Here is a 22,850-nt window from a genome sequence, read left to right on the forward strand (position 1 = left end):
TTACCTTCGTGCCATGCCCACTCACTCTCTCGCTCTCACCGAATGCCCGCGTGATGCCATGCAGGGCCTGCCTGACTTCATTCCGACCGCCACCAAAACGGCCTACCTCCAGCAGTTGCTAGCCGTGGGCTTCGACGTGCTCGACTTCGGCTCGTTCGTGTCGCCCAAGGCCATTCCGCAGCTGCGCGACACCGCCGAGGTGCTCGCCGGCCTCAACCTCGACTACACGCGCACCAAGCTGCTGGCCATCGTGGCCAACCTGCGCGGGGCCGAGCAGGCCGCCAGCCACCCCGAAATTAGCTACTTAGGCTTCCCCCTCTCTGTGAGCGAAACCTTCCAGCGCCGCAACACCAACCAAACCATCGCCGAGGCCCTGGCCGATGTGGCCGCCATGCACGCGCTGTGCGAGCGCCGCGGCAAAACGCTAATCGTCTATCTATCAATGGGTTTTGGCAACCCCTACGGCGACCCCTACAGCCCCGCCGTGGTGGTCGATTTTACGCAGCAGCTAGCCGCGCTGGGCGTGCGCATCGTGGCCCTCTCCGACACCATTGGCGTGAGCACGCCGGCCCTCATCATGCCGTTGTTTGAGGAGTTGATTCCGGCCTTCCCGCACATCGAGTTTGGCGCGCACCTGCACACCACGCCCACCACCTGGCTCGAAAAAGTGCAGGCCGCCTACCAGGCCGGCTGCTGCCGCTTCGATGGCGCACTGGGCGGCATCGGTGGCTGCCCCATGGCGACCGACGTGCTCACCGGCAACATGGCCACCGAGAACATCGTGGCCTTTCTGGCCGGGCAGGGCGAGGAACTGGGGCTGGACCTGGCGGCTCTGGCGGCCGCCCAGGCGCAGGCGACTACCGTGTTTCAGCCGCTGCCCGCCAGCGCCGCCTAGCTTCTGCGTCTTCTGCGCAAGCTTCTGCGCCTTCTGCGGGAAAGCTTCCCCGCCCAAACCCGCCTCAACCATGCACCAAGTCGATATTTTCATTCCCTGCTTCGTGGACCAGCTCTACCCGCACACCGCCCTCAACATGGTGAAGGTGCTGGAAAAAGCCGGCTGCCAGGTGCACTACAACCCGGCCCAAACCTGCTGCGGCCAGCCCGCTTATAACGCTGGCTACAAGGAGGAAAGCCGCGACATTGCCAGCAAGTTCCTCACCGATTTCACCCCGCACTCCAACGAGTCGCGCTACGTGGTGAGTCCGTCGGCCTCGTGCGTGGGCATGGTGCGCAATGCCTACACGCACTTGTTTGCCGGCACGCCCGAGGTGGCGCGCTGCCAGGGCGTGCAGCGCCGCACCTACGAGCTAACCGAGTTTTTGACCGATGTGCTGAATATCAGTACGATACCCGGTGCGGCGCTGGCCGGCACCTACACCTACCACGACTCGTGCTCGGCGCTGCGCGAGTGCGGCATTCGGGAGGCCCCGCGCCGGCTGCTCGATGGTGTGGCCGGCCTCAGCCGCCTCGAAATGGCCGAGAACACCACCTGCTGCGGCTTCGGCGGCACATTTGCCGTAAAGTTTGAGGCTATTTCGGTGGCCATGGCCCAGCAAAAAGTAGAGCACGCCCTGGCCACCGGCGCCGATTATATCGTGAGCACCGACGTGAGCTGCCTCATGCACCTGGAGGCCTACATTCGCCGTGAGAAGCTGGCTATCAAAACGATGCATATTGCCGATGTGCTGGCCAGCGGCTGGTAATCTTAGCTGGCAGCTACCAAGCAGCAGTTATCGGAAGCGGGCGTTGAGTACTTCAAGATGAATATTGGATGAAAACCCGCCGGGCAATGCCCCCGTTGAGGAAATCCACTTGATAGGTGCTCACTGATAACTGATAACTGAAAATGGCCGGTGGTTCTAAAGTAGTTGTATACGGGGCCATCGCGGCTAACCTGGCCATCGCGGTAGCCAAGTTTACGGCCGCATTTTTCACGGGTAGCGCCGCTATGCTCTCCGAGGGCATTCACTCGCTGGTGGATAGCGGCAACGGCCTGCTCATCCTACTGGGGCTATCGCGGGCGGCCAAGCCGGCCGACGACCAGCACCCGTTTGGGCACGGTAAAGAGCTGTATTTCTGGACGATGATTGTGGCCGTGCTTATCTTCGCGGTGGGCGGCGGTATCTCGCTCTACGAGGGCTGGATTCATATTAAGGAGCCCGCCCCGCTCACCGACCCCACCTGGAACTACTGGGTGCTGGGCCTGGCCGTGCTCTTCGAGGGCATCGCTTTTTCGCTGGCCTTCCGCGAATTCAACAAAACGCGTGGCGACGCGGCCTTCTGGAAAGCCCTGCGCGCCAGCCGCGACCCGGCCGTGTACGCCATTCTGCTCGAAGACCTGGCCGCGCTCGTGGGCCTGGTTATCGCGCTGGGCGGCGTGTATTTTGGCCACCTACTCCACAACCCGTATTTCGACGGGGGGGCCTCCATCGCCATTGGCCTGCTGCTCATCGGCATGGCCGTATTCATGCTCAAGGAAACGCGCGGCCTGCTGGTGGGCGAGGGCGTCGACGCCGCCACGCGGGCCAGCCTGCAAGCATTGGCCCAGGCCGAGCCGGCCGTGCGCAGCCTCAGGCCGCCGCTCTCGATGTACCTAGGCCCGGCCGATGCCTTCCTGGCGCTCGACGTGCGCTTCCAGCAAGACCTTTCGGCTCAGCAGGTGGAAGACGCCGTGGGCCGCCTCGAAAAAGCCATCCGGGCCAAGCACCCCGAATTCAAGCGCATTTTTGTGGAGGCCGAGTCGTTTGCGCCCGAGCAGCGGGCCGGGTATACCTCCTAAATACCTGAGGAAGTGGGTGTTGTGGCGTCGGCGAGGCGGTACATCACATCTAAGCGCAGCACGTATTTCACGCCCTGCGTTACCTCGCTGCCCTCGTGGTAGAGGCTATGCAGGAAGATAAGCGCCATGCCCTGCCGGGGCCGGATGCGCACGCCCCGAAACGTAGTGTCGCCGCCCTGAAAATTATCGTTCAGGTAAACCATGAAAGTGAAGTAGCTGGCTTCGTGTGCATTGCGGGCATAGCTCTCGTCGTAGTGGCCTTTAAACTTGTGCCCCCTCTGGTAGCGGTAGAAGCGAAACAGCTCGTTGAGGCCGCAGGCGGTACTATTGCCCAACTGCGCCGGGGCAAAGGGCTGAATTTTCTCTCACAGGGTTTGGGCCAGCTCCTCACTGTTGTGAAATGCCCGGCTGTTATTGCGCACATCCGTCTTGACCTTGCTGCCCCCCGCCGCGTTCACCTTAGCCAGCTCGTAGCCGATTTCTTCACTGCGCACAATGTACTGTAAGCACTCGGCGCGCGTGAGGAGGTCTTCAACGGTGAAAATATTATCGGCTACCTTCGTTATTTTCATTAGCTAAGTTGCTTTACAGCAATACCTTAATGCGCGCCGTGAGCCCTGCGCTAGCGGGCACCAGGGGCAGGCGCACGGCGGGCTCACACACACCTTGCAGGGCCAGGGCGGCCTTCACGCCCACGGGGTTACCTTCCTCATACAGGAGCGGGTTGAGGGGCACCAGGCTGAACAGCAACTGCTGCGCCTGGGCAAAATCGCCGGCCAGCGCGGCGCGGGTCATGTCGCTGAATTTGCGCGGCAACGCATTGGCCATCACCGAGATAATGCCCTGGCCGCCGCAGGCGATGAGCGGCAGCGTGAGCATGTCGTCGCCGCTCAAAAACAGGAAATCAGCCGGCTTGCCAGCCAAAATGGCCAGGCACTGCTCCAGGTTGCCGCTAGCTTCCTTGAGGCCGATAATATTGGGGTGCTGGGCCAGGTGCAGCACGGTGTCGGCCGCCAGGTTGGAGCCCGTGCGGCTGGGCACGTTGTAGAGCAGCAAGGGCAGGGCCGAGGCATCGGCCAGGTGCTGATAATGAGCCACTAAGCCCGCCTGGCTGGGCTTGTTGTAGGCGGGGCTGGCCGACAGAATAGCCGTAACGCCGCCGAGGTCGGTATCGCGCAGCTGCTGCACCACGGCGGCCGTGTCGTTGCCGCCGATGCCGTACACGAGCGGCACGCGGCCGGCTACGTACTCGCGCGCAACGCGCAGTAAGTCAGTTTTCTCGGAAGAGGTAACGGTGGGCGATTCACCCGTGGTGCCGTTGATAACCAGGTACTCCACGCCGCCGGCAATCGTAAAATCGAGGAGGCGCTTCCAGGCGGCCAGGTCGACCGTGCCGGTGGGGGTAAAAGGCGTCACGAGGGCCACGCCGGTGCCGTGTAGTTTGTTCATCCGCTGTGGGGGTTGTTGCTTTGTGACAAAAGTACGCTTATCGTCCGCCGTCGCGCCCCGCCGGCAATTTTTTCTATCATCCTTGAAAGCTCTGTTTTCCGCGACCAGCCTGTTGGCTGCTACCCTCGTGTTGGTCGCCTGCGATTCTAAAACCGCCACTACCGGCGAAGCCCGCACCACGCCCGACTCGGAAGCCATGGGCAAAGCTGCCTCGGCCAAAACCGACGAAGCCGCGCCTACCTCCGGCACCGCCGCCGTAGCCGCCGACGAGGCCAACGCCGTGCCCGGCCCCAACCCCAGCACTATTTCGGCCGCCAAGGCCGGCGACGCGGCCGCCATCTACGCCCGGCCGCAGGTGCCGATTTTGTGCTACCACCAGATTCGCGACTGGACCGCCCGCGACTCGAAGGGCGCCAAGGACTACATCATTCCCATTGCCGCCTTCAAGGCCCAGATGAAGATGCTGGCCGACTCGGGCTACCACAGCATTCAGCCCGACCAGCTCTACGCCTACCTCACCACCGGGGCCCAGCTGCCCAGCAAGCCGGTGATGCTCACGTTTGATGACACGGACCTCGACCAGTTTACCATCGCCCGGCCCACGCTGGCCCAGTACGGCTACAAGGGCGTGTACTTCGTGATGACCGTGAGCCTGGGCCGGCCGCACTACATGACCAAGGCCATGGTGAAGCAGCTCTCCGACGAGGGCAACCAGATTGGCTCGCACACCTGGGACCACCACAACGTGAAAAAGTACCAGGGCCAGGATTGGGTAACCCAAATCGACAAGCCCACCAAAACCCTGGAGGAGATTACGGGCAAGAAAATCAAGTACTTCGCCTACCCCTTCGGCCTCTGGAACACCCCGGCGTTCCCCGAGCTCAAGCAGCGCGGCTTCGTGGCCGCCTTCTCGCTGGCCGAAAAGCGCGACCAGCAGGACCCGCTCTTTACCATCCGGCGCATCATCGCCAGTGGCTACTGGAGCCCGCGCACGCTGCACAACAGCATGGTGCAGAGCTTCTAAGCGCGCTGATTTATGCGCCCGAACAACAGCGAGTACGTTACCAGTATTTCCGTTGAATTGGCCTGGCTGCTTGGCAGCTGGGCTTTTTCGTTTGCGCTGCTGGGGGTGGTTTTTGGGTTTGGCCGCCTGGCCGCGGGGCCGCTGGATATTCAGCTGCACAACCGGTATTTTATGCTCACTGCGGGCTACGCCACCTTCCCCGTCTTCGTGTTGGTAGCCACCGTGGTTACGGTAGTGCGCGGGGTGCTGGTGCGGTTCAGGCAGGACAGCATCAAGGCGGTGCTGGGGCTGCTGGGTATCGTGTGGGCTTTTTTGGGGGTAGTGGTTTATGCCCTGCTGAAAAGTATTCACTGAGGGAAAACCGCCTGCCAAAAGCGCGCTGCTCAAATAGCCAGCCGAAACCCCTCGCCCTTGCCTTTGAGCGACGACTGCCGGATAATCAACTCGCTGGTAACTACGCAGGTGCGGGGCTGAAAGCGCTCCTGTAGCTGCATCTGCTCCAGAAACAGGTGGGCAGCCTGCTGGCCGATGCGGTAGGGGTGGAGGTCGACGGTGGTGAGGCCGGGCTCGATGAGACTGGCCAGAAACTCGTCGCCGAAGCCCACAATGGCCATGTCTGCGGGCACGCGGCGGCCCCGGCTGCGCAGCGCCAGCAGGAGGTCGAAGGCGTTGACGTAGTTGATGGCAAAAATGGCATCGGGCGGCTCGGGCAGGGCCAGCCACGCATCGAGGCAGGCCACGGCCGACTCGGTACGAAAGTCGATGTGGGCAATCAGGGCATCTTCTACCGGCAGGCCGTGCTTGCGCAGCGCGCCCAGGTAGCCCGCCTGCCGCTGCTGGCTGATGAGCAGCGACGCCGGCCCCGCCAGAATGGCAATGCGGCGGCAGCCTTCGAGCACGAGGTGCTCGGTTACGGCGAAGGCCCCGCTCCAGTCGTCAATCATCACCCGCGACACGTTGTCCTGGTTATACACCCGGTCGAAATGCACGATGGGAATGTCGCGGCAGGCCCTGGGGCTCACGTGGTCAAAATTCTCGGTTTCGCGCGAGTGGCAGATGAGCAGGCCGTCTACCTGGCTGGCTACCAGTGCCTGCACGTTGCTCACCTCCGTGGCGTACGACTCCTTCGACTGGCAAATCATGACCCGGTAGCCGGCCTCGGTGGCCACCTGCTGAATGCCGCTGACGGCGGTGGCAAAAAAGGGCCTTTCCAGGTCGGGTATTACCACGCCGATGGTGTTGGTGGCGCGGTTTTTCAGGCTCTGGGCCAGTAGGTTGGGCTGGTAGTCGAGCTGCCGGGCCGCGTCCAGAATGGCCTGCCGCGTGAGGGCGCTGATGTCAGGGTGGCCGTTGAGCGCCCGCGACACCGTGGAGGGAGCCACGCCCACCTGCCGGGCCACGTCGGCAATGGTGGCTTGGCGGCGCTTGCGGCTGGGCGTGCCAGCCAGCTTCTCGGCCGTGAAATGGTAGTCGCAGGCCTTGCAGAAAAAGCGCTGCCGGCCCCGCACAAAGCCCGCCTTCAGCACGTCATCGGTGAGGCTGCACTTAACACATTTGACCATGGCGGGTGGGTAAAAGAAAAATTAGATAATGTGAAGGTCGGCCATAATCTGTGAAGTGGCCCCCGAAAAGCAGAAACCGCATAAATAGTTCGTAAAGATTACCTATCGGCAACGTTTGCGCAACCGTTGCCGGTAGTTTTTAGCCTTACATTGCCTGGAATACTAACTTTTAGGTGTTAGCAAGTGGTGGCGCAGCCGCTATATTTGAGCAAGCTTCCTTTCCTACCTGTTGGCAGTCGGCGCAGTTGGTTTTGCGCTGGTGCGCACTGTTGCAGGAGGCAAAATTGCATTTTTCTAATAATGCCGCCGTGTTGCCTGCCTCGTCCCAGGTGGGGCCAGCCGGCCTGGTTTTTAGGAGCAGGACTTACCCACCTTCCGCCCCACTGCCTTTTATTCTTCCAGCCAGGTGTTATTTAATTAAAATAATTAACTTATTGACGGTCAATATTTTAAAAACAAAAAGCTTGACGGCGGCGGCCGTGGCTTCCCATCCTTTTTAGGGTAGGGGCAGGGCCAGGCAACCTGCGGCGAAGCCCCAACCCTGACCAGCCGCATGGGCGTGGCCTTTGTGCCCTCGGCCCGCCGCCTGGCGCTGGGCGCGGCCAAGCCCGCGTCGGCCCTGCCCACCGTTAACTAAAGGCCCGCTGCTTTACGGGCCTATTGAATCAGCAAAAAATGAAATACCTGCTCGGCTACGACATCGGTAGCTCTTCCATCAAGGTCTCCCTTCTCGACATTGCCACTGGGCGCTGCGTGGCCGCCGCCACCTCGCCCACTACCGAGATGGGCATGGCCGTGCCCCAGCCCGGCTGGGCCGAGCAGCACCCCGCGCGCTGGTGGCAGGAGGTCATCAACGCCACCCAGCAGCTGAAGGCGCAATACGGCTTCGACGCCGCGCTGCTGGCCGGCATCGGCATCACCTACCAGATGCACGGACTGGTGCTGCTCGACAAAGCCGGCCACGTGCTGCGCCCCGCCATTATCTGGTGCGACAGCCGCGCCGTAGAAATTGGCAACCAGGCCTTTGCGGAACTGGGGGAGGAGTTTTGCCTGGAGAATTTTCTGAACTCGCCCGGCAACTTCACGGCTTCCAAGCTGAAGTGGGTGCAGCAAAACGAGCCCGAGATTTATGCCCAGATTCACAAGATTCAGCTGCCCGGCGACTACCTCGCCTACCAGCTCACGGGCCAGATGCAAACCACCGTTTCGGGCTTATCGGAGGGCGTGTTCTGGAATTTCAAAACCCAGGCCATCGCTCAGGAACTACTTGATTATTACGGTATTAGTGCTGAGCTGCTGCCCGAGGTAGTGGACACGTTTGCCATCCAGGGCCGCCTCACGGCCGAGGCGGCCCGCACGTTGGGCCTGGCGGTGGGCACGCCCATCAGCTACCGCGCCGGCGACCAGCCCAATAACGCCTTCTCGCTCAATGTGTTGAATGCGGGCGAAGTGGCCGCCACCGGCGGCACCAGCGGCGTGGTCTACGGCATCAACGAAACCACCGCCGCCGACCCGCGCTCGCGCGTCAACTCCTTCGTGCACGTCAACAGCACGCCCGAGCAGCCCAAAAACGGCGTGCTCATGTGCCTCAATGGCACCGGCATTCTCAGTAGCTGGCTGCGCAAAGTAGTGGGGGATATCCCTTATGACCAGATGAATGCGCTGGCCGCCCAGGCGCCCGTTGGAGCCGGGGGCCTGCTGTTTTTACCCTTCGGCAACGGGGCCGAGCGCATGCTCGAAAACCGGCCGGCCACCGCCAGCCTCCACGGCTTGCAGCTCAACGTGCACGGCCAGGCGCACCTCATCCGGGCCGCGCAGGAGGGCATCGTGTACGCCCTCAACTACGGTATGGATATTATGCGCGCCGCCGGGGTGCGGGTGCAAACCGTGCGCGCCGGCCACGCCAATATGTTTCTGAGCCCCGTATTTCGCGAGGCGTTCGTGAACTGCGGCCACGTAACGCTGGAGCTCTACGACACCGATGCGGCCCAGGGTGCGGCGCGCGGCGCGGGCATCGGGGCCGGCATATATGCCAGCCCCAAAGAGGCCTTTACTGGCCTGGCGCGCATCAGCACCGTAGAGCCCACGCCCGCCTTGCAGGCGCAATACCAGGAAATGTACAGCGACTGGCAGCAGCTGCTGGCCCGCGAAACCCGGCCGGCGGAATGACTGCTGGCCTAGGTAATCACTTGTCCGCCTTGTCCTTGCGAGCGCAGCATTCTGCTTAATGCGCAGAATATTGCGCTCGCAAGGACAAGGCAAATTTAATTTCTTCAAAACCACCCCTAACCATCTCCCAACATGGCAACTTCCGAATTTTTCAAAGGCATCGGCAAAATCAAGTTTGAAGGCCGCGACTCCGATAATCACTTGGCTTTCAAATGGTATGATGAAAGCCGCGTGGTGGCCGGCAAAACCATGAAGGAGCACCTGCGCTTCGCCACGGCCTACTGGCACACGTTTGTGGGCACCGGCGGCGACCCCTTCGGCCCCGGCACCAAAAACTTTGCCTGGGACAGCAAGGGCGACATTCTGGGCCGCGCCCAGGACAAGGCCGACGCGGCGTTTGAGTTCTTCACCAAGCTCGGCACGCCCTACTACTGCTTCCACGACATTGACCTCGTGGACGAGGGCGCCTCGCTGAGCGAGTACGAAAGCAACCTGGCGGCCATGGTGGACTACGCCCGGCAGCACCAGCAGGAAAGCGGCGTGAAGCTACTGTGGGGCACGGCCAACGTGTTTTCGAACCCGCGCTACATGAACGGCGCCAGTACCAATCCCGACTTTGCCGTGGTGGCCTATGCCGGCACGCAGGTGAAAAATGCTATCGACGCCACCATTGCGCTGGGCGGCGAGGGCTACACTTTCTGGGGTGGCCGCGAGGGCTACATGACTCTGCTCAATACCAACATGAAGCGCGAGCAGGCGCACCTGGGGCGGTTTCTGGGCATGGCCCGCGACTACGCCCGCCAGCAGGGCTTCACGGGTAAGTTTTTCATCGAGCCCAAGCCGGCCGAGCCCACCAAGCACCAGTACGACTTCGACGCGGCCACGGTAATCGGCTTCCTGAAGGAGCACGGCCTAGAAAACGACTTCATGCTGAACCTGGAGGTGAACCACGCCACGCTGGCCGGCCACACCTTCCAGCACGAACTGCAAGTGGCCGCCGATGCCAACCTGCTCGGCAGCATCGACGCCAACCGCGGCGACTACCAGAACGGCTGGGATACCGACCAGTTTCCCAATAATGTCAACGAGCTGACGGAGAGTATGTTGATTATTCTGGAGCACGGCGGCATTGCGCCGGGCGGCATCAACTTCGACGCCAAAACGCGCCGCAACTCGACCGACCTGGAGGATATTTTTGTGGCCCACATTGCGGGCATGGACACGTTTGCCCGCGCCCTGGTAACGGCCGATGCCATTCTGGAAAAGTCGCCCTATAAGAAATTCCGTGCCGACCGCTACGCCTCGTTCGATGCGGGCCAGGGCGCCGAGTTTGCCAAGGGCGGCCTCACGCTGGAAGACCTGCGCAAAATTGCGCACGAATCGGGCGAGCCTACGCCGCGCAGCGGCAAGCAGGAGTGGCTGGAAAGTATTATCAATCAGTACATTTAAGTCGGTAGCGGGGGCTTTGTAAGTCCGCGCCTGGGGGCATTGCACAGCGTTCCTGCGCGCGGACTCACAAAGTGGTACGCTACTATCCCGCGGAAAAATTCGTAGAGATAAGCGGCGCGGGCGTTCCGCGTTGCGTTCCTTTACGGCGTCATTTCTTTCGCCTGAAAAAAACATGAGCAACTCCCAAATTTCGATTGACGAGCTGAGCGTCAACACTATCCGCCTGCTGTCGGTGGATATGGTGCAGAAGGCCAACTCGGGCCACCCCGGCCTGCCGCTGGGCGCCGCCCCCATGGCCTACGTGCTGTGGTCGCGCTTTTTGCGCTTCAATCCGCAAGACCCCAAGTGGCCCAACCGCGACCGGTTTGTGCTGTCGGCGGGCCACGGCTCGGCGCTGCTATACAGCCTGTTGCACCTCTACGGCTACGACCTGAGCCTGGACGATTTGAAGCAGTTCCGGCAGCTCGATTCCAAAACGCCGGGCCACCCCGAGTCGCACATCACACCCGGCGTAGAAGTGACGACCGGCCCGCTGGGCCAGGGCTTCGCCAACGGCCTGGGCATGGCCATGAGCGAGGTGCACCTTGGGGCGCTCTACAACAAAGAGGGCCACGCGCCGGTGCAGGACCACTACACCTACGTGCTGGTGAGCGACGGCGACCTGATGGAAGGCATCTCCGCGGAGGCGGCTTCGCTGGCCGGCCACTTGCAGCTCAACAAGATGATTTATCTCTACGACGATAACAACATCTCGCTCGACGGCCCCACCAACCTCACCTACACCGAGAACCCGATGAAGCGCTTCGATGCCTACTACTGGCACACGCAGCACGTAACGGACGGCAACGACCTCGATGCCATCGAGAACGCCATTCGGGTGGCGCAGTCGGTAACGGACCGGCCCTCGATTATCGCCGTGCGCACCATCATCGGCTTCGGCTCGCCGCTGGCGGGCACCAGCAAGTCGCACGGTTCGCCGCTGGGCGCTGATAACGTCAAGATTACCAAGAAGTTCTACGGCTTCGACCCCGAGCAGTCTTTTCAGGTGCCCGCCGAAGTATATGCCCACCTCAAGCAGCCCGGCCAGCAGGGCGCTGAGCTGCAAAGGCAGTGGGAGGCTGACTTCGCCACCTACGCCGAAGCCTTTCAGGATGAGGCCGCTATGTTCAAGCTTTCCTTCGAAGGCAAGCTGCCCGAAGGCTGGGATAAGGACCTGCCCGTGTACACGCCCGCCGATGGCGAGCTGGCCACCCGCCAGGCCTCGGGCAAAGCCCTGGACGCCATTAAGAAAACGGTGCCGTTTATGTTTGGCGGCTCGGCCGACCTGGCCTCTTCGAACGAGATGGATAAGGCGGGCAGCGACAGCTTCCAGCCGGCGCACCCCGCCAACCGCAATGTGTGGTGGGGCGTGCGCGAGCACGCCATGGGCGCGGCCATGAACGGCATTGCCCACCACGGCGGCCTGCGCACCTACGGCGGTACCTTCCTCACGTTCAGCGACTACATGCGGGCGGCCATCCGCCTCACGGCCCTGGCCGAGAGCACGGCCACGTTCGTGTTCACCCACGACAGCATTGGCCTGGGCGAAGACGGCCCCACCCACCAGCCGGTGGAGCAGGTGCTGGCCCTGCGCAGTATCCCCAACATTGTGGTGCTACGCCCTGCCGACGCCAACGAAAGCACCGAGGCTTGGCGCATCGCCATGACCACGCCCAAATCGCCGGTGGTCCTCATTTTCTCGCGCCAGAAGCTGCCGATTCTCGACCAGACCAAGCTGGGCTCGGCCCGCGAAGGTGTGGCTAAGGGCGCGTACATCCTCAGCGAGGCCAAAGGCGGGCAGCCGCAGCTCATCCTCATTGCCACCGGCTCGGAAGTGAAGCTGGCAATGGGCGCGCAAATAGAGCTGGAAAAGGCCGGCACGCCCACCCGCGTGGTGAGTATGCCGAGCTGGGAGCTGTTTGAGCACCAGGACAAAGACTACCGCGAAAAGGTGTTGCCGCCCACGGTGCGCAAGCGCCTGGCCATTGAGGCGGGCTCGCCCATCGGCTGGCACAAGTACACCACCGACGAGGGCGGTATTATTGCCATGAACCGCTTCGGCGCCTCGGCCCCAGCCGAGGAGCTGTTCGAAAAATTCGGCTTCACGGTGGAGAATGTGGTAAAGCGTGCCCAGAGTGTGCTCGCCGGCCACCCCGAAAACGAGCAGCAAGAGAAGAAGCAGTTGGTAGCCAAAGGCAGCGAGGGCGCAGTGTAGCGCCGCGGCCGCTGGCTTTGGCTGGCTGCTAGCCAGTTATAGTTCTGAATATCTAAGATAACATATTGTTAATCAGTATGTTATCTTAGATATTTTCTTTTCAAGTCTTTTCGCCTGCCCAGCGGGGCGCGGCCGCTGCGCCCGCCGTAGCATCTTTGCGACTCCCATGCTTCCCTGCTCTATGTTTGAAAAGTCTGCTTTGCGCCCGCGGGCCGGTTTGCGCGCCCTGGTAACCCTCGTGACGGTGGCGGCCCTGCCCGGCTGCGCCCGCCTCACGCCCCAGCAGGCAAACCAGGATTACCTGGTCTACGTCGGCACCAACGTGGCCGACCCGGCGGCAAACACCATCTACCTCTACCACCTGCGCCCGGCCACCGGCGAGCTGCTGCCGCTGGGCGCTATGAAAGGTGGTGCCAGCCCCAGCTACCTCACCGTGGACGCCGCCCACCGCCACCTCTACGCCGTGAGCGAAACCCAAACCTACCTGGGCGCGCCGGGCGGCGGCGTGAGCGCGCTGGCCATCGACCCGCACAATGGCACGCTGGCTATGCTCAACCAGCAGCCCTCGCTGGGCGCGTCGCCCTGCTACATCAGCCTCGACCACACGGGTAAGAACGTGCTGGTAGCCAATTACTCAAGCGGCAACGTGACCCTGCTGCCCGTGCGCCCCGACGGCCAGCTGGGCGCGCCCGCCGCTACCGAGCAGCACCAGCCGCCCACCGGGCCGCACAAAAACCAGGAGCAGCCGCACGCGCACAGTTTCTTGCCCGCGCCCGATAACCGCTACGCTTTCTCGGCCGACCTCGGCACTGATAAAGTATATGGCTACCAGCTCGATGCGAGCAGCGGCAAGCTGCGCCCGCTGCCCGCGCCGGCCTTCACGGCCAAGCCCGGGGCGGGGCCGCGCCACCTCACCTTTCACCCCAACGGCCGCTGGGCCTACCTCGAAAACGAGCTGAATTCGACCGTGACGGCGCTGAGCTACGACGCCAAAGCCGGCACGTTTCAGGAAATCGAAACGCGCTCGACGCTGCCCGCCGGCTACGCGGGCGACAACTCGGGGGCCGATGTGCACGTGAGCCCCGACGGCCAGACGCTCTATACCTCCAACCGGGGCGATAACAGCCTGGCCGTGTTTCACATAGCCCCCGCCACCGGCCGCCTCACGCTGGTGCAGCACGTGAGCACCCAGGGCAAAACGCCTCGCAACTTCGCCCTCGACCCCAGCGGCCGCGTGCTGCTGGTAGCCAACCAGAACTCGGACAATATCTTTACCTATTCGGTTGATAAACAAACGGGTAAGCTCACGCCCACCGGCAAGTCGGTGAGCCTGCCTTCGCCCATGTTCGTGGGCATTGTGCCCGATTTTACGAAGTAGCTTGCTGGCTTTCATATCCTGCCCCATGTCGAAACTTGCCTCCCTAATCGCCCTTGGGCTGGGTTGCGCTACGCTGCCCGCGCACGCGCAGGCAACAAGCGCCGCGCCGGCTTCTCCCGACCCGGCCGCCGCCGTGGCCTTATCGGCGGCCGTGCCGCCGCTCCCTACCCTCACCCCGCAGCAGGTGGATAATGTGGCGGCGCTGGGGCAGGTCTGGGGCCTGCTCAAATACTTTCACCCGGCCGTGGCCGCCGGGCAGCGCGACTGGGATGCCGAGTTTCTGCGCCAGCTGCCGCAGGTATTAGCTTGTAAATCAGTGGCTGAACGGAGCCGCTTGCTCAGCGCCTGGGTTGCCAGCCTGGGCGCAGTACCCGCCTGTGCTACCTGCGCCGCGCCGCCCACCCAGCCGGTGCGCCTGACCACTGACCTGCGCTGGGCCCAGGATAAGCACCGTTTCAGCGCGCCGCTGCGCGGGCAGCTGGTCTTTATCGCAGCCAACCGCTACCAGGGCACGCCCTACTACGTGGGCCAGTTGGGGTCTACCACGCTGTTTCCGCACGAGGCCGCCTACGCCGAGGCGGCCCTGCCAACGCAGGGGCTGCGCCTGCTGGGGCTGTGCCGCTACTGGAACATGTACCAGTATTACTACCCTTATGCCTACGCGCTGGATGAGAAATGGTCTGCCGTGCTGCCCGCGCTACTGCCGCGCTTTGCCGAAGCCGGCACGCCGCTGGCTTACCGGCACGCGGCGCTGACACTGTTTGCCTACGTGCACGACGGCCACGCCCGCTTCTACCCGCCCGACCCGCTGCTCGAAGCCGAGCGGGGTGCCTACCAGGTGGCCGCCGAGGTACAATTTATTGATAACCAGGCCGTAGTAACCGGCGTGCGCCACGACGGGCTGGTGCCCGCGTCGCCACTGCAGCCGGGCGACGTGCTGACGCATTTCGCGGGCACGGCCGTGGCTGACCTGGTGCGGCAGCGCCTGCCCGAAACGGGGGCTTCCAACCGGCCCGCCCAGCTCAATACCATCGCCGGAAACCTGCTCTACTGCGCCACGCCGCAGGTAGCGGTGCAGGTGCGGCGAGCGGGCCAGCCCCTGCGCCTGGCAGTGTCTGCTGGGCTGGTAGGGGCGGTGCCCCCCGCGCAGCCCGCCGCGGCCGATAGTATGTACCGGTTCCTGACCCCCGAGGTCGGCTACATCAACATGGCCCGCATCAAGGGCGCGAAGGTGCCGGCCATTATGCAGGCCTTTGCCCACGCGAAGGGCATTGTGGTGGACCAGCGTAATTACCCGAGTGACTTTGTATTTGCTTATTTATCAGGCTTTTTACTGGCCCAGCCGGCGACTTTTACCAAATCTACGCGCCGCGACCTCACTTGTCCGGGGCGGTTTCTGTGGCAGGCTCCCGATACCCTAAAACCCCAGGGCTCAACGCCTTATTCCGGCCGGGTTGTAGTGCTGGTCAATGAAAAGAGCCGGAGCCTGGCTGAATACACCGCAATGGGCTTGCAGGCTACCCCGCACGGTACGCTGCTCGGCAGCCAAACGGCGGGCGCGGATGGCAATACTACGCCCGTCACGCTGCCCGGCGGCCTGAAAACGTTGATGACCGGTATCGGCATCTATTACCCCGACGGCCGCGAAACGCAGCGGGTCGGCCTCGCCATCGACGTGCCCGTGCGCCCCACGGTAGCGGGCCTGCGCGCCGGCCGTGATGAGTTGCTGGACCGGGCCATCGACCTCATTACCAAGGGGCCGGCCGCTAAGCCGCACGGTTAAGCTGCCTTTACCATCGGGTGGGGAGCGCGCAAGGTTTCGCAAGGTTAGTTTTTTGTCAGACTTCGCGAAACCTCTTTTAACCTTGCGAAACCTTGCGTTTTACTCAGCCACCGGCAGCAGCGCCAGCAGCTCATTCTCCGAAATGATGGGCACCTTGAAGCCCACGGCCTTCTCCCGCTTGGCGGGCCCCATGTTATCGCCCGCCACTAAGTAGCTCAGCTTCTTGGAGATGGAACCCGTGATTTTGCCGCCATTGGAGGTGATGAGGGTTTGCAGCTGCTCGCGGCTATAATTCTCAAACACGCCCGAGAGCACGAAGGTGAGGCCGGCCAGGCGGTCGCTCACGGCCAGGGGCGGCTCGCCGCTGGCTTCGAGGGCCACGCCGGCTTCGGCCAGGCGGCGCACTTCTTCCTGGTTTTCGGGCTGCTGGCTCCACAGGGCCACCGAGTCGGCGGTGATGCCGCCCACGTCGGGCACGGCGGCCAGTTCGGCGGTAGGGGCGGCCATGATGACGGCCAGCGTGCGGTAGTGCTGGGCCAGGCGCTGCGCGCCGCCTTCGCCCACGTAGCGAATGCCCAGGCCGAAGAGCACTCGCTCGAAGGCTACGGTTTTGCTCTTTTCGATGCCCGCCAGCAGGTTATCAATTGACTTGGTACCGAGGCGCTCCAGGCCCTCCAGGTCGGGGCGGCGCTGGGCCAGGTCGTAGAGGTCGGCGGGCGTTTTCACCAGTCCCAGGTCGAAGAAGCGGCCCACGGTTTCGGCACCTAAGCCGTCGATGTTCAGCGCCTTGCGGCTTACGTAGTGCTCTAGCCGGGCCTTGAGCTGGGGCGGGCAGCCGCGCTCGTTGGGGCAGCGGAAGTGGGCCTCGCCCTCGGGGCGCACCAGCGGCGTGGCGCAGGCCGGGCACTCGGTAGGAAAGCGCACGGGCACGGCCTCAGTGGGCCGCTCGGCCAGGTCTACGCCCGTTATTTTGGGAATGATTTCGCCGCCTTTCTCCACGAATACCATGTCGCCGAGGCGCAGGTCGAGCATAGCTATCTGGTTGGCGTTGTGCACGCTGGCGCGCTTTACGGTGGTGCCGGCCAGGGGCACGGGGTCGAGCAGAGCCACGGGCGTGACGGCCCCGGTGCGGCCCACGTTGTAAATGATTTCGCGCAGGCGAGTGCGGGCCGCCGCGGTGGGATATTTGTAGGCGATGGCCCAGCGCGGGCTCTTGGCGGTGAGGCCCAGCTGGTCTTGCTGCCGCAGATTATCTACCTTAATCACAATGCCATCGGTGTTCACGGGCAGCGTGAAGCGCTTTTGCTCCCACTCGTGAATGTAGGCCAGCACCTCCTCCAGGTTTGCGCAGCGCCGCCAGGTGGGCGACACTGGCAGGCCCCAGGCCGCGGCAGCCTCCAGGCTCTCGCTGTGGCTACCAAAGTGCCGGCCCGGCGTGAGCACCGAATACGCATAAAACCGTAGCCGCCGCGCCGCCACCGCCGCCGAGTCTTGCAGCTTGAGCGCGCCGCTGGCCGCGTTGCGGGGGTTGGCCAGCAGGGCCTCGCCGTTTTGCTCGCGCTCCTGGTTAAGGTCGTCGAACACGCTGTTGGGCATGAATACCTCGCCGCGCACCTCCACTTCTGACGGGGCATCGGGGCCATGCAGGTGCAGGGGCAGCGTGCGAATAGTGCGCACGTTGGCCGTTACCACGTCGCCGCGGGTGCCGTCGCCGCGGGTCACGCCTTGGTGCAGGTCGCCGTTTTCGTAGGCCAGGCTCATGGCCACGCCGTCAAACTTTTGCTCGCACACGTAGCCGTAGGGCGCGCCTTCGAGGCCCTTTTGCACGCGCTCGTCAAACTCGCGCAGGTCGTCTTCCGAGTACGTGTTGCCCAGGCTCAGCATGGGGTAGCGGTGGGTGGCCTGCGCAAACTGCTTGGTAACGGTGCCGCCCACGCGCTGGGTGGGCGAGTTGGGCTGCGCAAATTCGGGGTGGGCTTTTTCGAGCGCGTTCAGCTCGGCCAGCAGCTGGTCAAACTCCTGGTCGGGCACCTCCGACACGTCGTGCTGGTAATACTGGGTGTTGAGGTGGTGCAGGCGCTGGGCGAGTTCCTGGATGCGGGCTTGCGGGTTCATAGGGCCGGGTTAAGGACTGATTTTCAGTATTTTGTCCTTACGAGCGCAACGAAGTGGAGCGCGGTAATCCTTCCTTTACCGTTGGGTCACTACCCCTAACGTGAAGGTAAAGATTGCCGCGCTCCACTTCGTTGCGCTCGCAAGGACAGCCTGTTGGGTGGTTAAACCCTGTGAAAACTACGCAGCGCTCGACAGCCGCAGGCTGGGGGCGAAGTACGTGGTGCCGCTCTTTTGGGCATCGGCTTTGCCCTGCTCCTCGGTGCGGGCGGGGGGCGCGTTGTCGTCGGCGCCGGGCTGGCCCTGGGCTTCCTTAGCTTCGACGGGGATAATGGGCTCGGCCGACGACTGCGGCTTGAAGCGAGCGATGAGCAGTACGACGAGGGTGGCGACGGCGAACCAGGCGAAGAATTTCATGGGCAAGGAAAAAAGAAAGTAAAAAGCAGGAAACGGGCGGCAAGCCGCAGGGTTGGCGTTAGTCTTCGTCGGTGATGATGATGCCGATGATTTTTTCAGAATCAATTAAAAACAAGGCGGCATCGAAGGTGCTTTCGGTAATCCAAAAAGACCCGTAGGATTTACCGTGTAGGAAGGATTCTATGTCGTAGAAATTTGTGTAGTAGCTTGGCTCCCTGTTCAGTAGCTGGCTGAATACGGCCCAATAATAGATAGCATCCGCGGCGGTGAGTAAAGGGGAGCCATGCGCCAGGCTTTTTATAAAGAGCCGGGTAAACAAGCGGGCGGCATCGCTGGGCGTTAACGCAGTCCACTCCTCGGCGGGGTCAAAAATAAAGGGTGGCTTTTGCAAGAGCAACCCAATGGCGGCGGCGGGGCTGGCGGGGTTGGCCAGGGGCGCGGAGCGCAAAGCTACGCTCAGGTATTTCTCCTTGGCTAGCAGCTCTTTCTCCAGGTTTTGAAGCAAAGTAGGCAAATCCATGAGTAGCGCGAAATGGGGGAGCGGTGGCTGGCCAGCGGCCTGCAAAAGTACGGCCGGCAACCCAGCCCCGTGCGCTACGTTTGCCCACTAACCGATTACTTTGCTTCTTTACCACCTTCCCATGCCTGACCAATCCACCTCTTCCTGGGCCGAAACGGCCGCCTCGCTGCTCACCAAGCTTTCGGGCGGCGTCGAGCTCAACCTGAATTTTGACCAAGTAGAATTGCAAGTGCCCAACCAGGCCAACCCCGCCGGCGTGCCCGCCACCTGGAAGCTCAATGGCGCGCTGCGCATCCGCACCAAGGGCGAGGCCCCGGCCGCCAGCGCGCCCCTCATTTCGCCCGCCCCCGATCCCAACGCGCCGCGTGGCTAGCGCCCTGGAGGTAGAAGCGCGGCTGGTACTTACCTGGCCGGGTGGGCACGAGATTCAGCTGGCGGCCTCCGGTACCTACCTCATTATCAACGTGCCCAGCCAGCAGGTGCTCGACCTTATCACGAGCGGCCCGCCGCAGCCGCCGGGCACCCCCAAGCCGCCCAAAAAGCCCGGTCCCGACCCCTTGCAGCAGCTCCACGACCTGGCCAAGCGCCTGGGCCTAGTGCTCGACCTGCGCGTGGCCGGCAAAACCTACGTCACCTTCGGCCTGGCCGACCGCAGTGGCCCCAAGATTACGCTTAGCGCGGTGCTGGGCAAGATTGGTTCTTTTTTTAAGTAGAAGTATGCCCGCCGGCCGAACAAAAAACTCCCCTCTTTTCTTAAGGAAGGGAGTTTTTTGCTTTACCCTCCTTTCGTGCAAGCCCCTCGCGACGACCGCAATACCCCCCCCGGCACTGGCCGCCGCCCGGCCGGCGGGGCCTTTAGCCGCATCGAGCGCGTACCGCCGCTGCTCATGCTGCTCTACCTGGCGCTGCTGGGTATCACCATGCTTTTTGTAACGCTGGTGGCCATGTACGTGGCCTCGCGGGCGCAAAGCGAGGTGGCCAGCGGCATTCACCCGTTTCCGCGCTATTTCTCGCTCAGCACGGTGGTGCTGCTGGTATCGTCGTACACGCTGGCGCAGTCGCCGCGCCTCTACCGCGCCGATGACCTGGCTAGCCTGGCGCGCTGCCTGGGTGCCACGCTGGTGCTGGGCTGCGTGTTCAGCGGCTTGCAGGTGCTGGGCTGGCGCGAGCTGGTGCAACAGGGCGTGCTGTTTAGCGGCGAGCGCAGCGGCACGTTTGTCTACGTTATTTCGGGGCTGCACGTGGCCCACGTGGCGGCGGGGCTGATTTTCTTGCTGGTACAGCTGGTGCGTACCCATCACGCCAACCGCGATGGCGTGCGCGCGCTCGTTTTTATCCGTAACCCGTACCACTTGCGCCAGCTGCGCGCCCTGCTCACCTACTGGCACTTCATTGATGCACTGTGGGTGGCGCTGTTTGGAATGTTTTTATTCCTCTATTAATCAGGGATTTATACAAATACTGCTAACTGAGTAAACTGCACCGGTCCGCCGGCGCAAGCCGGCCAACCGGTTGTCGTTGAATAGCTGTCCTCGACCGATTATTGTTGACCGACGTGGGCTGCGCAACGACAACCGGTCGGCCGGCTTGCGCCAACGGACCGGCTAGGCGACGCAGCTTAGGTTTGCTACTTACTTACTGAATAACCTCCACCCAGCCCTTGAAGCGCCGGCCAGTAGTGTAAGTCAGTAAGTAATAGTATGTTCCGGCCGTGTTCTCGCCACTCCAGGTGAAGTTGCGGTCGCCCGACTCGTACACCATGCGGCCCCAGCGTGAGAAGATTTTGATACCCGCGAAGCGCGTGTCGCAAAAGTCTGGTGGTAAGCTACTTAATGTAAAAGTACGGTTGGCCTGGTTGGTCCCGGTGGGCAGGATAAGGTTGGGCGGGGTGAATGTCGCTGTGTCGGGGTTAATGACCTCAAAGCGCACGGTGCGGGTCTGGGGCACGGGCTTGCACGTGGCTTCCTGCAACTGAAACGTAACGGTGAGCGGCTGGGGCCGGCCATTGGCTACGCTGGCCGCATCGCAGCCCGGCAGCCAGGTAAACACGCCGCTGGCCTGCCCCGCCGGGCTGGGGCTGGTAACGAAGCGCATACCCGCCGCCGCCAGGTCGAAGCCCTGGCCGGTGGCGCTCAGGGCCAGCACGTCGAGGTCGGTATCGCGGCCGGTGAGCGTGGCCGAGTAGGGCCGGCCCAGCGGCAGCCGAATGAGCACCGGCTCGGCCCCCGCGGCCGGCGGCAGCGTGCTGGTGAGGGCCGGCGGCGCGTTGTCATAGTCCACAATCACGGGCACGCTCAGCGTGGCCGAGGGCTGCGTGGTGCCGCACGCCGAGGTGCTGGTGGCCGTAAACAGCAGCTGCCGCGGCTGGCCCGTGGGGTCGGTAACGGCCCGGCAATCGACGGGCCACGCGAAGCGGGCGCGCCGCACCTGCCCCACCTGCGCCTGTGGCGTGAGCGTAGCGCCCAGCCCACCGGGCCCGAAGCCTGCACTGCCGCTGAGGGTAAACAGGATGGGGTCGCCGTCGGTATCGGTGGCAATGAGGTCGAAGGCCAGCGCCTGGCCGGGGCGCACGTGCAGAGGCAGGGTAGGGCCGGCCGTGCTCACCAGGGTGGGCGGGGCATTGGGCGGCGGCGTGCCAATAAAGGCCACGTGAATGGTATCGTGCTTGGGCAGCGAGCAGCCGTTGTCGGCCACCAGCACGTCGATATAGGCCACTTTGCCGCGGGTATCGGTGCAGTCCGAAAAGCAGAGCGAGGCCACCAGTGTATCGGGCTGGCCGGCCGTGTGCACCGTGCCGCTGGTAGCAGTGGTGAAGGTGGGCAGCGGCCCCGCGTAGCCCACCGGCCGCAGGCTCAGCGTGAGTTGCGAGTTGGGGTCGGGGTCGGTGAAGCGTAGGCGCACGCAGTGCGGGGTGCCGGGCGCAATGCGCAGCGTGTCGCGGCCCGGCCGGTAGGGCGTGTTGCGGGTGGGGCTGGGCAGCAGTACTAGGCTGGGGGCCGCGTTGCGGGGGCACACCAGCACTTGCAGCTGAAAGTCGCGGCGCGTTTCGCCAATCTTCTCGCCCTTGCGAAACTCCTGGCAGCGCACCCCAAACACAAACAGCCCGATGGAGGAGGGCCGCACCGTGAGCCGCCCCGTGCGGGCCCCGATGCCCAGCCCTGGCGTACCCGGAATCTGGTTGGTGGCGCTGCGCCCGGCCTGCCAGGTAATCTCGGGATAGGGCGCGCTGGCCGCCGCCACGGGCTTGGGCTCGGCGGGCGTCGAGTGGCCGTTGAGGGGCGTCACCATGTCATACACCAGCGAGTCGCCGTCGGGGTCCTGGCCGGCAAAATCGTAGGTAAAGGTCTCGCCCAGGCACGCATAGTCGGCCAGGGGCGGAAACACGCGCGGCGTGGAGTCGCGAAACGGCAGCCCGCGCCGCAGCACCGCCGGAAACTCCAGGTAAAACGTCTGGGCCGCGTTGCCGGGGGCCACAATGTTGCTGATGGACACGTTGCGGCAGCACCGCTCCACGGCCACGTAGTAGCCCTGCGGGCTGTTGTAGGTGCCCGTTGGCAGCTCAATAGTGCTGCGATACACGAGGGCCTTGGTGCTCAGCGAGCCTACCGTGCAGGTGGGGTTGGTATAGCTCACAAACGTGTTATTGATGAGCGGCAGCAGCAGCGTGGCCATCGACCGGTTGGTGGCTTTGTCAAAAATGCCCGCCGTGAGGTTCGTATCCAGCGCCCCCGGCTGGCCATTTACAGCATCAAAATACAGGTTCAACGTCAGCTGATACGTGTTGCCGCTCAAGTATTGCAGGTCCATCTCACCGCCCACAATGTGGGTGGCCCGTGCGGCCGGCGCGCTCAGCAGCACCAGCAGCACCACCAGCCCGCACCCAGCTCGGCCAAGCAAACTACTTTTTGTTAAATTGCTGATTGATAAGTAATTGTAAAATTTTGTCATAACAGA

21 protein-coding genes are annotated in these 22,850 nt (G+C 63.1%); 13 read left to right on the forward strand and 8 right to left on the reverse strand.

The annotated features are described in order from the left end of the window. The first annotated feature begins 13 nt into the window (after nucleotides 1–13). The 3 genes from QMK33_RS12700 to QMK33_RS12710 all read left to right on the forward strand — a co-directional run bounded on the left by QMK33_RS12700 (nucleotide 14) and on the right by QMK33_RS12710 (nucleotide 2,779). Complete coding sequence (locus QMK33_RS12700; protein WP_283564967.1) at nucleotides 14–895, forward strand: hydroxymethylglutaryl-CoA lyase; 882 nt, start codon at nucleotides 14–16, stop codon at nucleotides 893–895. Between the two features lie 70 nt (nucleotides 896–965). After that, the gene (locus QMK33_RS12705; RefSeq protein ID WP_283564968.1) at nucleotides 966–1,703 is read left to right on the forward strand and encodes a (Fe-S)-binding protein; all 738 of its coding nucleotides are present in this window, start codon (nucleotides 966–968) and stop codon (nucleotides 1,701–1,703) included. Nucleotides 1,704–1,846: 143 nt separating this feature from the next. Next, nucleotides 1,847–2,779 carry a cation diffusion facilitator family transporter gene (locus QMK33_RS12710; RefSeq protein WP_283564969.1) on the forward strand — a complete coding sequence of 311 codons (933 nt, stop codon included), beginning with the start codon at nucleotides 1,847–1,849 and terminating at the stop codon, nucleotides 2,777–2,779. Here the strand turns inward: QMK33_RS12710 and QMK33_RS12715 are convergent. From QMK33_RS12715 to dapA, 3 genes are read right to left on the reverse strand one after another with little or no spacing between them, the layout of a single operon-like run. Further along, nucleotides 2,776–3,114, reverse strand: coding sequence for a 2OG-Fe(II) oxygenase (locus QMK33_RS12715; RefSeq protein ID WP_283564970.1), 339 nt, complete (start codon nucleotides 3,112–3,114; stop codon nucleotides 2,776–2,778). The genes QMK33_RS12710 and QMK33_RS12715 overlap by 4 nt on opposite strands. A gap of 30 nt (nucleotides 3,115–3,144) precedes the next feature. Beyond that, nucleotides 3,145–3,351 (reverse strand): hypothetical protein, encoded by a 207-nt coding sequence (locus QMK33_RS12720; protein WP_283564971.1) that lies wholly within the window; start codon nucleotides 3,349–3,351, stop codon nucleotides 3,145–3,147. A gap of 13 nt (nucleotides 3,352–3,364) precedes the next feature. Then, nucleotides 3,365–4,228 (reverse strand): 4-hydroxy-tetrahydrodipicolinate synthase, encoded by an 864-nt coding sequence (dapA, locus tag QMK33_RS12725; RefSeq protein WP_283564972.1) that lies wholly within the window; start codon nucleotides 4,226–4,228, stop codon nucleotides 3,365–3,367. Between the two features lie 82 nt (nucleotides 4,229–4,310). Here dapA and QMK33_RS12730 point away from each other — a divergent pair, with 82 nt between their 5' ends. Together QMK33_RS12730 and QMK33_RS12735 are read left to right on the forward strand one after the other, a co-directional pair. Continuing rightward, the gene (locus QMK33_RS12730) at nucleotides 4,311–5,252 is read left to right on the forward strand and encodes a polysaccharide deacetylase family protein (RefSeq protein ID WP_283564973.1); all 942 of its coding nucleotides are present in this window, start codon (nucleotides 4,311–4,313) and stop codon (nucleotides 5,250–5,252) included. Between the two features lie 12 nt (nucleotides 5,253–5,264). Next, the gene (locus QMK33_RS12735; RefSeq protein WP_283564974.1) at nucleotides 5,265–5,606 is read left to right on the forward strand and encodes a hypothetical protein; all 342 of its coding nucleotides are present in this window, start codon (nucleotides 5,265–5,267) and stop codon (nucleotides 5,604–5,606) included. Nucleotides 5,607–5,635: 29 nt separating this feature from the next. Here the strand turns inward: QMK33_RS12735 and QMK33_RS12740 are convergent, their stop codons facing one another. Further along, on the reverse strand, nucleotides 5,636–6,814 hold the full coding sequence (locus tag QMK33_RS12740; protein ID WP_283564975.1) for a LacI family DNA-binding transcriptional regulator: 1,179 nt from the start codon (nucleotides 6,812–6,814) through the stop codon (nucleotides 5,636–5,638). A 675-nt stretch (nucleotides 6,815–7,489) separates the two neighbouring features. On the opposite strand from QMK33_RS12740, the gene QMK33_RS12745 reads away from it, so the two are divergent. The 5 genes from QMK33_RS12745 (at nucleotide 7,490) to QMK33_RS12765 (ending at nucleotide 15,847) form a co-directional block, all read left to right on the forward strand. Continuing rightward, nucleotides 7,490–8,983 (forward strand): xylulokinase, encoded by a 1,494-nt coding sequence (locus tag QMK33_RS12745; RefSeq protein ID WP_283564976.1) that lies wholly within the window; start codon nucleotides 7,490–7,492, stop codon nucleotides 8,981–8,983. 132 nt (nucleotides 8,984–9,115) lie between these two features. Next, nucleotides 9,116–10,432: a xylose isomerase gene (xylA, locus tag QMK33_RS12750; protein ID WP_283564977.1), complete on the forward strand. Its 1,317-nt coding sequence runs from the start codon at nucleotides 9,116–9,118 to the stop codon at nucleotides 10,430–10,432. A gap of 172 nt (nucleotides 10,433–10,604) precedes the next feature. Then, nucleotides 10,605–12,686, forward strand: a complete 2,082-nt coding sequence (gene tkt, locus QMK33_RS12755) for a transketolase (RefSeq protein WP_283564978.1) — start codon at nucleotides 10,605–10,607, stop codon at nucleotides 12,684–12,686. 166 nt (nucleotides 12,687–12,852) lie between these two features. Further along, complete coding sequence (locus tag QMK33_RS12760; protein ID WP_283564979.1) at nucleotides 12,853–14,064, forward strand: lactonase family protein; 1,212 nt, start codon at nucleotides 12,853–12,855, stop codon at nucleotides 14,062–14,064. Nucleotides 14,065–14,089: 25 nt separating this feature from the next. Beyond that, a complete protein-coding gene (locus tag QMK33_RS12765; protein ID WP_283564980.1) occupies nucleotides 14,090–15,847 on the forward strand; it encodes a S41 family peptidase in 1,758 nt (585 codons plus the stop codon). Between the two features lie 99 nt (nucleotides 15,848–15,946). Here QMK33_RS12765 and ligA read toward each other — a convergent pair whose 3' ends face one another. From ligA to QMK33_RS12780, 3 genes are all read right to left on the reverse strand, one after another. Beyond that, nucleotides 15,947–17,962: an NAD-dependent DNA ligase LigA gene (ligA, locus tag QMK33_RS12770; protein WP_283564981.1), complete on the reverse strand. Its 2,016-nt coding sequence runs from the start codon at nucleotides 17,960–17,962 to the stop codon at nucleotides 15,947–15,949. Between the two features lie 177 nt (nucleotides 17,963–18,139). Further along, on the reverse strand, nucleotides 18,140–18,376 hold the full coding sequence (locus QMK33_RS12775) for a hypothetical protein (protein ID WP_283564982.1): 237 nt from the start codon (nucleotides 18,374–18,376) through the stop codon (nucleotides 18,140–18,142). A 58-nt stretch (nucleotides 18,377–18,434) separates the two neighbouring features. After that, nucleotides 18,435–18,896, reverse strand: a complete 462-nt coding sequence (locus tag QMK33_RS12780) for a hypothetical protein (protein WP_283564983.1) — start codon at nucleotides 18,894–18,896, stop codon at nucleotides 18,435–18,437. 121 nt (nucleotides 18,897–19,017) lie between these two features. Here QMK33_RS12780 and QMK33_RS12785 point away from each other — a divergent pair, with 121 nt between their 5' ends. The 3 genes from QMK33_RS12785 to QMK33_RS12795 all read left to right on the forward strand — a co-directional run bounded on the left by QMK33_RS12785 (nucleotide 19,018) and on the right by QMK33_RS12795 (nucleotide 20,338). Beyond that, nucleotides 19,018–19,269 carry a hypothetical protein gene (locus tag QMK33_RS12785; RefSeq protein ID WP_283564984.1) on the forward strand — a complete coding sequence of 84 codons (252 nt, stop codon included), beginning with the start codon at nucleotides 19,018–19,020 and terminating at the stop codon, nucleotides 19,267–19,269. Next, entirely contained in the window at nucleotides 19,262–19,609 is a 348-nt protein-coding gene (locus QMK33_RS12790) for a hypothetical protein (RefSeq protein ID WP_283564985.1), read from the forward strand. The genes QMK33_RS12785 and QMK33_RS12790 overlap by 8 nt, the downstream gene beginning before the upstream one ends. A gap of 75 nt (nucleotides 19,610–19,684) precedes the next feature. Then, the gene (locus tag QMK33_RS12795; RefSeq protein WP_283564986.1) at nucleotides 19,685–20,338 is read left to right on the forward strand and encodes a cytochrome c oxidase subunit 3; all 654 of its coding nucleotides are present in this window, start codon (nucleotides 19,685–19,687) and stop codon (nucleotides 20,336–20,338) included. 193 nt (nucleotides 20,339–20,531) lie between these two features. Here the strand turns inward: QMK33_RS12795 and QMK33_RS12800 are convergent, their stop codons facing one another. Next, nucleotides 20,532–22,793, reverse strand: coding sequence for a T9SS type B sorting domain-containing protein (locus QMK33_RS12800; RefSeq protein WP_283564987.1), 2,262 nt, complete (start codon nucleotides 22,791–22,793; stop codon nucleotides 20,532–20,534). Between the last annotated feature and the right edge of the window lie 57 nt (nucleotides 22,794–22,850).

Source organism: Hymenobacter sp. H14-R3, from assembly GCF_030063445.1.
GTDB lineage: Bacteria > Bacteroidota > Bacteroidia > Cytophagales > Hymenobacteraceae > Hymenobacter.